At 64.4% G+C, this 10,147-nt stretch carries 9 protein-coding genes; all 9 read left to right on the plus strand.

What is annotated here, in order from left to right:
• Window positions 1–613: type VI secretion system baseplate subunit TssK (gene tssK / locus EOA28_RS12790; protein ID WP_189342030.1), on the plus strand; the 613-nt coding region annotated here is incomplete at its 5' end.
• A gap of 4 nt (window positions 614–617) precedes the next feature.
• Window positions 618–1,946, plus strand: a complete 1,329-nt coding sequence (tssL, locus tag EOA28_RS12795; protein WP_127251781.1) for a type VI secretion system protein TssL, long form — start codon at window positions 618–620, stop codon at window positions 1,944–1,946.
• Between the two features lies 1 nt (window position 1,947).
• Window positions 1,948–5,490 carry a type VI secretion system membrane subunit TssM gene (gene tssM / locus EOA28_RS12800; RefSeq protein ID WP_127251782.1) on the plus strand — a complete coding sequence of 1,181 codons (3,543 nt, stop codon included), beginning with the start codon at window positions 1,948–1,950 and terminating at the stop codon, window positions 5,488–5,490.
• Entirely contained in the window at window positions 5,472–6,011 is a 540-nt protein-coding gene (gene tagF, locus EOA28_RS12805; RefSeq protein WP_127251783.1) for a type VI secretion system-associated protein TagF, read from the plus strand. The genes tssM and tagF overlap by 19 nt, the downstream gene beginning before the upstream one ends.
• Window positions 6,012–6,014: 3 nt before the next feature.
• Complete coding sequence (locus EOA28_RS12810; protein WP_127251784.1) at window positions 6,015–6,914, plus strand: DUF4150 domain-containing protein; 900 nt, start codon at window positions 6,015–6,017, stop codon at window positions 6,912–6,914.
• Between the two features lie 22 nt (window positions 6,915–6,936).
• Window positions 6,937–7,365, plus strand: a complete 429-nt coding sequence (locus EOA28_RS12815) for a hypothetical protein (protein WP_127251785.1) — start codon at window positions 6,937–6,939, stop codon at window positions 7,363–7,365.
• The gene (locus EOA28_RS12820; RefSeq protein WP_127251786.1) at window positions 7,366–7,857 is read left to right on the plus strand and encodes a hypothetical protein; all 492 of its coding nucleotides are present in this window, start codon (window positions 7,366–7,368) and stop codon (window positions 7,855–7,857) included.
• Between the two features lie 3 nt (window positions 7,858–7,860).
• On the plus strand, window positions 7,861–8,952 hold the full coding sequence (locus EOA28_RS12825) for a DUF2169 domain-containing protein (protein ID WP_127251787.1): 1,092 nt from the start codon (window positions 7,861–7,863) through the stop codon (window positions 8,950–8,952).
• Window positions 8,949–9,992, plus strand: a complete 1,044-nt coding sequence (locus EOA28_RS12830; RefSeq protein ID WP_127251788.1) for a hypothetical protein — start codon at window positions 8,949–8,951, stop codon at window positions 9,990–9,992. Before EOA28_RS12825 ends, EOA28_RS12830 begins: the two co-directional genes overlap by 4 nt.
• Window positions 9,993–10,147: the final 155 nt, after the last annotated feature.

Here is a 10,147-nt window from a genome sequence, read left to right on the forward strand (position 1 = left end):
GCGGCCGCGGCTGGCGCATATGCTGGCGCAGGACGTCTTCCATCCGGCCGAGCTCTATCTCGAACTTGCCGGCCTCGCCGGCGAGATGGCCACCTACGGCTCGAGCTCGCGGCGGCTCGGCGAGTTGCCGGCCTACGACCACATGGCGCCCGGCCCCGCCTATATGGCGCTGGCCGACGCCTTGCGTTCGCTGATCCTCAGCCTGCGCTACATCGAGCCGAAATCGCGCGCGCTTCCAGTCATGCGGCACGCGACCAATGTCTGGAAGGTGCGCATCGACAACCCGAAGCTGCTGGTCGCCAGCCGCATCGTCATCCGCGTCGGCTCCGAACTATCGGAAGACGCGCTGCGCAAGATCTTCGTCAACCAGGCGACGGTCGGCTCGGCCGACCAGTTCGAGGGCCTGTGGAAATCGCGCCTGCCCGGCATTCCGCTGAAACCGCTTCATTCGCAGCCGCGCGAGATCCCCTATGACGGCGACCGGCTGTGCCTGGAGCTGGACCAGAAGAGCGAGCATTGGGCCTCGCTGCTTGACGCTCCGGGCTTCGTCATCGGCGTTTCCGGCGTGCTGCCGAGCGAGCCGCAGGTCGACTGCTATTCGGTGAACAGGTGAGGCCATGAGCCGGGATGATCCCTTCGGACTGTCGGAGGATCGCGAGCGCACACGCATCCGGCTGACCGGTGCGGCGCCCCGGCCGATGGCGCCGCTGGCGCCGGGCGCGCCGGTCAAGCGGGCGCGCGCCCATCCCAACACGCTGATCAACATCTTCGCGCCGCTGCTCGAATTCGCGCCGGAGCTCGAAAGCGCGCTGGCGCCGGAGAACCCGGAAGTGATGCGCACGCGCCTGCTCGACGAGCTGGTGCGGGCGCGCGACGCCGCTGTTGCCTCGGGCTCCTCGCTGGAGCGCGCCGACCAAGCGGCCTGGGCCGTGGCGGCGCTGCTCGATGATCTCGCACTCAACACGCCATGGGGCGGCGCCAGCGCCTGGCCGCGCCAGCCGCTTGTGGTCATGCTGCGCGGCGACGTCGATGCCGGCACCCAGTTCTTCACGCGGCTCGACGAGCTGGAGCGGCATCCCAACCGCGACCGCGAGATGCTGGAGCTGCAATATTACTGCCTGGCGCTCGGCTTCCGCGGCAAGTACCGGGTGCCCGGCCGCGCCGGCGACCGTTCGCTCAACGCCGTGCGGGTAGCCGCGGCGCGCTTCTTGCGCAATGCGGATGCCGAGGATTCGCCGCTGTCGCCGAACTGGAAAGGCGTGATCGCGTCCGATGAGCCGCAGCGTTTCATCGTGCCGATCTGGGTGATGGCGCTTGCCGCGATTGTCGTCGCCGCTGCTGCCTATGTCGGCCTGTCGATGGGCTTGAGCAGCCAGGCGGTCGAGCTTTCCGCGCTGGTGCGCACGCTGCCGCCGGCCTCGCGCGGCGACGTCACCCGCGCCGCGCCCAAGCAGGATGCTCCCGAACCCGAAGCGCCGCAGCCGGTCGATTTCGCGCTGCTGCCCGAGTTCAAGGCCGAAGCGCCGGACGACCTCAAGGGCGCGCTCAGCGGCACCGAGAGCGTCTCGCTGGCCAAGCTCATCATCCAGTCCTCCAATCCCGAGCTGTTCCAGTCGTCGCGGCCGACGCTGACCGAGGGTTACGAGCCGCTGATTGCGTCGATCGCCAAGGTGATCCTCGACAACAAGGAGCTGATCGGAAAGATCACGGTCGTCGGCCATACCGACAATGTGCGCCTGCAGAAATCCAACCCGCTTGCCAGCAACCAGCGCCTTTCGGAAGCGCGCGCCGAGACCATAGCCAAGCTTCTGGCGCAGGCAGGCGTGCCGCCGGAAAGCATCTCGTCCGAAGGCCGCGCCGAAACCGATCCGGTGGCCGACAATTCCACTCGGGAAGGCCGCGCGCTCAACCGGCGCGTCGAGGTCCTGGTCGAGAAGAGGCTCTGAGATGTTCATCCTGCGCTTCCTCTGGGCTGTCATCACATCGCGTTTCTTGTGGACGCTGATCGGCATCGCGCTGCTTTCACTGCTGATCTGGGTGTTCGGGCCGATCGTGCAGGTCGGCCCTTACGCGCCGTTCGAGTCCGAGAATGTGCGCATCGCCATCATCGCCGGGCTGATCATCCTGTGGCTGATCTGGCTGATCATCGCGCAGCGCCGCGCGATCCGCGCCAACCGCATGTTCGTCGCCGAGATCGCGGCGCCTGTTCAGGAAAAGCAGCTCACGCCTGGAGAGGAGAGCGTCGCGGCCGTCGGCGCCAAGTTCGGCGAGGTGATGGCCGAGCTCAAGCGGCGCAAGCTCGGCGGCCGGAAATTTCTGCGCGAGATGCCCTGGTATGTGATCGTCGGTCCGCCGGCCACCGGCAAGACCACGGCCTTGCGCCAGTCGGGACTCAATTTCCCGATCGACCTCACCGACGATCTGCAGGGCGTCGGCGGCACGCGCAATTGCGACTGGTTCTTTTCCGAGAACGCGGTGCTGATCGACACCGCCGGCCGCTATGTCCAGCAGGAGAGCCAGCCGGATGTCGACGCGACGGAATGGCTGGGCTTCCTCGACCTGTTGAAGAAGCACCGGGGCCGCCGCGCGCTGAACGGCGTCATCGTCGCACTGTCGATCGACGCGCTGTCGGAGGGCGACGAGGCGATCAAGGCGCATGGCCGCAAAATCCGCCGCCGGCTGGCGGAGCTGAACGACCGGCTGGAGATCCGCCTGCCCGTCTACCTGATGCTGACCAAGGCCGACCTGATCAAAGGCTTCGAAGCCTTCTTCGGCGGTCTGTCGACGACGGCGCGCGAGCAGGTGTGGGGGACGACTTTTCCGCTCGACGCCCGCGTCAACGCTGGCACCATCCAGACGGAGCTCGCCAGGCTCGCCGCCGAGCTGGAGCGGCGGCTGGTGCCGCGGCTGGAAGACGAGGACAAGCTTGGCCAGCGCGCCGAGATCTTCCGTTTCCCGGCGCAGCTGGCGAGCCTGTCCGAGCCGATCCAGGTGCTGGTCGAGGCGATGTTCGGCGAGAGCCGCTACGAGGAAGCCGCCTGGCTGCGCGGCCTCTATCTGACCTCGGCGACACAGGAAGGCGCGCCGATCGACCGGTTGACCGCGGCGCTGTCGTCATCCTTCGGACTGCCGCCGCGTCGCGCCATGGCGGCGGCGCGCGTCGAGAAGCGCAGCTTCTTCCTGCGCAATCTGCTCACCGAAGTGATCTTCAAGGAGGCCGGCCTCGGCACGTTCGATCCGCTGGCGCAGCGTCGCCGCGCCTGGATCTGGCGCGGCGCGGCAGCGGCCTGCGCGCTCGCGGCGCTGCTCGCCGGCGGGCTGTTCACCTGGTCCTATCTCGACAACCGCAATGCGATCACCGAACAGGCGGGCCAGTTCGAGGCTTTGCAGCAGCCGCTGACCGACGTCGCCGCCATGCCGGCCGCGGTCGAGCAGCCGACCATGGACGGCGCGCTGGCGGCGATGGACGCGGTGGCGGCGGCGAGAGCCGCGCCGCCGGATGCCGTCCACAATCTGCTCGGCCCAACCGCTTCGGCTGAGCTGGTGCGGGCGCAGACCGACACTTACGACCATGCGCTGCGCAACGTGCTGGAGCCGCATATGGTCGCGCTGCTCGAAGCCACGATGTGGCGGCAGATCCGCGACCCGGATTTCATGCTCGGCGCGCTGAAGACCTACCGCATGATGACCGGCCTGTCGCAGATGGACACCGATTTCGTGCAGAACTGGTGGGTGAACAGCCTGCCGCAATTCGCGCCCGCGCCGCCCTTCCCCACCGCGGACGCCGAAGAGCACCAGCTTGCCGCGATCCGCCGCATGGCGGTCGACGACAGCTATATCGCCCCGGACAAGGAACTGGTCGCCGAGGCGCTGAAGACGGTGTGCACGATCTCGCTGCCGGAGCGCGCCTATAAGCAGCTTCTGGCCGACCCGGAAGTGGCGGCGGTCAAGGAATGGGTGCCGGCCAATTTCGCCGGACCGAACGGCGCCAAGGTGTTCGCGCGCCGCTCCGACAAGACGCTGCGCGTCGGCGTTCCAGGCCCCTATACCTATGCCGGTTTCCATGACGCCGTTCTCGACCGGGTCGAGGATGTCGCCGGCCAGGCAGCGCTCGACCGCGCCGTGTTTGCCGGCGGCTGTTCGGAGAATTCGGAGACGTCGGTGTCGGCGCTGTCGGAAGACATATTGAAGCTCTATTACGACGACTATATCGCGCAGTGGGATTCCTTCCTGCGCGACATGCGGCTTGCGCCGCTGACCGACCTCAATGTCGCCAGCGAGAACCTCAAGGATCTGTCCAGCGCCGACTCGGCATTGAAGCGCCTGTTGACGGCCGTGGTGCAGGAGACGGACCTCACCCGCTCCGACGACGCGGCGGCCGACGACAAGAGCGGCGGCGCCGCCAAGACCGGCTCGAAGCTTTTGAGCAAGCTCGGCAAACTGGGCAAGGTGGTGAAGACGGGAGCGAAACTGCTGCCGCGCGCGGGCTCGGCCGATCAGGTCGACATGACCGGCAGCCTGGTGGCCGAGCATTTCAAGCCGCTCAAGGGCACGATCGCGCAGGTCGACGGCCAGCCGCCGGCGCTCGACGCCGCCGTCGTGGCGCTGACGGCGCTGTCCAATGTGCTGCAGACCGTGACCGCCAACCCCGATCCGCAGGATGCGATCAAGAAGCAGGGCGGGCTGGCCGAACTGACGGGCGCGGTCGCGAGACAAGCGCAAATCCTGCCCTCGCCGATCAACGACTGGCTGGGCGGCATTGCCGGCGACACCAGCGGCCTGTCGCAGAAGGCCGTCACCAACGAGCTCAACGCCATCTGGCGCGCCGACATCCTGCCCTTCTGCCAGGCGGCGCTCAACAACCGCTATCCGTTCAGCCCGGAGAGCGCCGTCGACGTCAATGTGCGCGACTTCCAGCGCCTGTTCGGGCCGACCGGGCTGATCGACGCCTTCACCAACGACCATCTGATCAACTATGTCGACACCGCCAGCGAGCCGTGGAAATGGCGCGCCGATTTCGGCCTCTATCCGGCGGCGCTGGCAGCCTTCGAGCAGGCGCGTCACATCCGCGACGACCTGTTCCCCGGCGGCACCGGACCGGTAATGAATTTTACCCTCGAGCCGAAGGACCTGTCGCCAAACGTGGCGCGGGTGACGCTCAACCTCGATGGCCAGAACCTCGTCTACTACAACAACGCGACCAGGCCGCAGCCGATGACATGGCCGGGCAAGGACGGTACCGGCGTAATCTCGCTCGCCTTCCAGCCGGTCGACGGCTCGCCCGAAGTGATGCTTAACGAGACCGGCAGCTGGGCGTGGCTCAGAATGCTGCGCGGCGGCCGCTTCAACGCGACCAAGCTCACCGACGTCTACAGCCTGCGGCTCGGCACCAAGGGGATGTGGGCCGATTTCGAGCTCAAGGCGGCCAGCGTCGAGAACCCGTACACCCTCGAGATGTTCAAGAAGTTCACATGTCCGCCGCAGATCTGAACACTGGCTTCTTCGGCAAGATACCAGCGACGGGAGATTTCGTCTCCGCAAACCTGCCGCGGACGTTCATCGACCGCTGGGACCGGTGGATGTCGATGGAACTGCGCGCGCGGCCGGACGAGGGCGAGTTGGACTCGCGCGTCTGGCGCTTCATCGTCCAGGCAGCGATTTTCGGCGACCAGCCCTGTGCCGGGGTCTGGCGAATGAGCGAGGACCGCGTCGGCCGTCGCTATCCATTCACGATCGTTCGGCTCGGCCCGTTACCCGATCCCGGCGATGCGTGGTTCGATGCCATCGCCAACCTTGTCAACGGCAGCGTTGAGAAATTCTGGCCCCAGGCCCGTCTGATCGAGCGGCTTGCCGACGTGCCGCAGCCGCTCCCCGGGCTTAACACAAATGCGATCATGTTCTGGTGCGACGACTGGGAGGTCCATGAATTCAGGTTTACGGACATTCATGATCTGGCGTCGGCCGGGCTGCCCGCGATGCGTGCCCCCAGAGGCAGGGCGGAGGCGCTGTAGGCTATGGGCAACAGCGTCTATGCGGAGGGCATGGGATTTTTCCACAAAGGCAGTGGCGGCCAGGGCGTTGCGCCCGGAGATGTTTGCCTCAGCCCGCCACCGCCGCCAACCGGGCCTTTGCCCGTGCCCTATGTCAACATGCTCTCCGCAAGCGACCTGACCAAGGGAAGCAAGAGCGTCAAGATACAAGGCAACCCGACCGCTCTAGAGAATGCCTCGGAAGTTGCCACAAGCACGGGCGATGAGGCAGGCACTCAAGGTGGCGGGGTCGTCACACACAAAACGAAGGGCAAGGGTACATTCAAGCTCTGGTCGTTCACGGTGAAGGTGGAGGGCAAGGGTGTCGATCGTCACGGCGACCCCATGGGCCAGAACGAGATGAGCGATCCGCCGAATTGTATCGACGCCCAGGCGATGGTGGACTTCAAAAAGGTGCTCGGAGACAACGCCGGAAAGCCTTGCACGGTGCCCTATGACCAGGAAAAGCATCGCGCGCCGCTGAACAAGCCCCACTACGACAAGACCATGGGCGGACCCTGCTGGGAGTGCGCCAAACTTCCGAACGATCCAGGTGTCTGGGACACACTGATCTCGAAGGTAAATGGCCAGAACCAGTATTCCAACGGCACGTTGATTGTCGTTGACCGGAAGCGCGGCCGAGTACACCAGGAATCCAAACTCGCAGAGGACGGCAGCGTGGAGCAGGAAGCTTTCACGCCCGACCATCAACCTCCCTTGTCAGTCGCTTGGGCGATGGGAGGCTGCCATATGGAAAAATCGCCGGATGCGTTCCTGAAGTACATGGGCGACACAGACCGGGTCAAACCGCATTGCCGCAAACATGCGCAGAGCCAAGGCAGCCAAGCCGATGCTTATGCCAGGGCAAAGTATCCCGGCGCTTGAAGCTTGTTGAAGGAGAGGTGCCATGCGAACGTTCGAGGAAGTCCAGCAGGCTTACATCGACGAGTTACGACTTCTGCAGCCCGAACTTATCGCGTGGTGGAAGAACCTTGCCGGCCTCGACAAGCTGAGCGATCCGGTGCCGCCCGAAATAGCCAACCGGTGGCCGACCGGCTATTCGGGCCATCCGCGGGTCCTTGCGGTCTTTCGAAAATATTATCTGGAAATCGACGACCTGAACCAGGATGCGCTCGAAGCTGCGCAAAAACCGCCGCCTGACAAACATCCCGAAGAGCTCTGGGGCACAAACGACAATGGCGACCCAGTGGGCTATCGCCGCCCGATTGATCTATTGATCCTCGACATCAAAACGGCAGCTCCCGACCTGCACAAGTTGGTCGCGGGTATCGTGTACATCCCCATTGGCCTCAACCAGTTCGAGGAGGCTGTCTAGATGGCTCTGCTCACGCTCTACGACACCCAGGATGGCATCAAGCGCCTGCTCAACTGCATGTTCGACCTTGACGCATATTCCAGTTGGTACACCACGGACAAGCCGCGCAAAAAGGCAGCGGCCGACTACCAGCAGCTGTTCGACGCCTATGTTCAGCTGATCCAGCAAGCTTACAACGAGGCGGCTCCCTGGTGGGACGGCACGGTCGAGGCCGAACGGAACAAGGGGCTATCAGACAAAGACGCCCTGGAAGCGGCCTTCAACAATCGAATGGCGGGCCCCGCTTCCGACCCGCGTGTCGTCTGGATCGTCCGCGTCATCTGGCTGGAATGCGCCAACCGCAATGCGATGATGGCCGACTCGGAAAAAATTCGGCCTGAATATCTTCTGCTCCAATGGCTGATCGATGCAGAAGAGACCGAGCTTGTGCGTTTGATTGCCTGCATACCTTACTGGCCCGTTGGACTGGACGAGAATGGCAACTGGTGCTGAGCAATGGCGTTCGCTGTCGAGCTTGTTAACCGAACCCCTTTCGCCGCCGCCACCCACGTGCAACCCGACGCGGATGGCCAGGAGGTCTTGGTGGCCATGTTCTCGGCCAGCTTCGAAGCCCCCTCTCAAGACGCCGAGTTGAAACCCGCGGAGATACAGCTGCCGGTAAATTTTGGCGATGTGCCGTTCGGCAACCCGGTTTTGTCCTCCACCCGTTATGAGGCGGATATCGCCCCAGTCAAACCGTCCGCCGAAGTAATCGTCAACGGTACGGCATACGCCCCCAACGGCAAGCCGGTAAAGGAAATGCAGGTTGGTCTGCGGATTGGCGATACCCGCAAAGTTCTCAACGTCGTTGGCGATCGGGTATACGATTCCGGCAACTACAGCGCTCCGCATCCGTTCAGGACGATGCCGATCGTCTATGAGCGCGCCTATGGCGGCAGCGCACCCGACGGAAGTGTCGTCGATCGGCACAACCCGGTCGGGGTGGGCTTTCATCACTTTCCATCCGCTGACCATGCCGTGAAGACGCAGGCACCCAACATCACCTACCCGGGCGAGCCGTTTCTCAGCCCCTCCGACCGGCCAAGGCCTGCGGGGTTTGGCGCGCTCGGTCGGGGCTGGCAGCCGCGCATCGGCTATGCAGGCACCTACGATCAAGCCTGGATCGACACACAATGGCCATTGCCGCCGAAGGATTTTGATGCTCGGTACAATCTCTGCGCACCGGCAGACCAACAATTGCAGCGGTTCAGTGGGCGCGAGGACGTGTCCTTGATAGGCCTCACTTCAACCGGGCGCTGGGATTTTAGACTTCCGGCCGTCGTCGCGCCCCTGCGGCTGATCTATAGTGATCGCGTCGAGGATCATCCCTTCCGCGCAGATACGGTGATTATCGAGCCTGATATCTGGCGGATAACTCTTAAGGCGCGCCTCGCAGTTTTGACCAGACGCCAGGCACCACCGCTGCGCGAGATTGTTTTTGGACATGTTTCGCCGGCGCTTTTGGCCGCACGGCGCAAACGCAAGGCCTACTTCAGTCAAAGAGGCGGTGACGGGACGCTGCTCAATCAGCCTGTGTGGCAGCCATGAAACAGCCGCTTTATGTCAGCGGAGCCGGGGCTGTCACAGCCGCTGGCCTCGACGCGCGCCAGACGATGGCGGCAATCCGAGCCAGCCTGTCCGCCTTTGAGGAAAAGATACTGAGCGAACCCTTCGGCGCCGTTCAGATCGTCGCGCGCATCCCAACCCACTACCAGTTGCGCCAAACCGATGGCCAGTGGCTGGTCAACATGGCAGCCCGGGCCATTCGCGAAGCTTTGCGAAGCGGAACGCGCCCAGCCGGGGCGACGGCGGTCCTCGTTGCGCCACCGGAGGGTTTTCGCAACCATCCTGCCTATGGCGACATTGCTCCGCAGAGTTTTCTCGCGGCAGTAGCGTCGGCAACCGGCGAGAAATTTCACGCTGCCTCTCGGGCTATCGACGGCGGCGCTGCGGCAAGCGTCGGACTGTTGGAGCGTGCCGCTGAACTGATGGAACAAAACGGCGTCCAACAGGTGATACTCGGCGGCGTCGACAGCCTCGTCAACGATACGGACCTTGGTCGCCTGGGACGGGCCGGCCGCCTCAAGGGAGCGGACAACGCACAGGGCTTGGTGCCAGGCGAAGCGGCGGCATTTGTCCGATTGACCCGTGCGCCGGAAGAGTCGGCGCGCTTCCACGCAGTCATCCAAAGCGTTGGGCTGGCTCAAGAGAAGGATAACGTTCTCTCCGACCGTTATAGCCAGGGGCGCGCCTTGCTCAGTGCCCTGCGTGACGCCGTGAACGATTCAGGCCTGTCCGAAGGACATATCAACTTCGTCGTCAGCAACAGCAACGGCGAGCGCTACAGCGGCTGGGAGCAGTTGATCGCCCGACCTCGTTTCTACCGCACGCGGCGTGAGGTTCTGCCTGTTGCCTATCCAGCCATGACTATTGGCGACATAGGAACCGCGGGGGGAGCGCTCGCATTGATGCTTGCTGCCGACAGTCTGCTCAATGATTACGCGCCAGGGCCAACCGCCATCTGCGAAGTCGCGTCCGAAAAGGGCTTACGAGCAGCTGCTGTGGTGGCGCGGGTGACCCAGCACTGAGAACGTTATATCCAGGCCGGAAAACTGCGGGTGCCGCGCCAATCAGCAAGAGGGGTCTCGGGTGCCGCGAAGGCGGCACGCAACGCGCCAAGCCGCAACCGGCGCATAGACCGGAACAGCCGGTGATTGCGCCCGCCACGCCCCTCGTCCCACCA

The organism is Mesorhizobium sp. M2A.F.Ca.ET.067.02.1.1 (assembly GCF_004023285.1).
In the GTDB taxonomy this organism is placed as follows: domain Bacteria; phylum Pseudomonadota; class Alphaproteobacteria; order Rhizobiales; family Rhizobiaceae; genus Mesorhizobium.

Bases quoted from the DNA above. Each gene is read 5' to 3' on its own strand.
- tssL (WP_127251781.1), top strand. From the start codon at position 618: ATGAGCCGGGATGATCCCTTCGGACTGTCGGAGGATCGCGAGCGCACA.
- tssM (WP_127251782.1), top strand. From the start codon at position 1,948: ATGTTCATCCTGCGCTTCCTCTGGGCTGTCATCACATCGCGTTTCTTG.
- tagF (WP_127251783.1), top strand. From the start codon at position 5,472: ATGTCCGCCGCAGATCTGAACACTGGCTTCTTCGGCAAGATACCAGCG.
- EOA28_RS12810 (WP_127251784.1), top strand. From the start codon at position 6,015: ATGGGCAACAGCGTCTATGCGGAGGGCATGGGATTTTTCCACAAAGGC.
- EOA28_RS12815 (WP_127251785.1), top strand. From the start codon at position 6,937: ATGCGAACGTTCGAGGAAGTCCAGCAGGCTTACATCGACGAGTTACGA.
- EOA28_RS12820 (WP_127251786.1), top strand. From the start codon at position 7,366: ATGGCTCTGCTCACGCTCTACGACACCCAGGATGGCATCAAGCGCCTG.
- EOA28_RS12825 (WP_127251787.1), top strand. From the start codon at position 7,861: ATGGCGTTCGCTGTCGAGCTTGTTAACCGAACCCCTTTCGCCGCCGCC.
- EOA28_RS12830 (WP_127251788.1), top strand. From the start codon at position 8,949: ATGAAACAGCCGCTTTATGTCAGCGGAGCCGGGGCTGTCACAGCCGCT.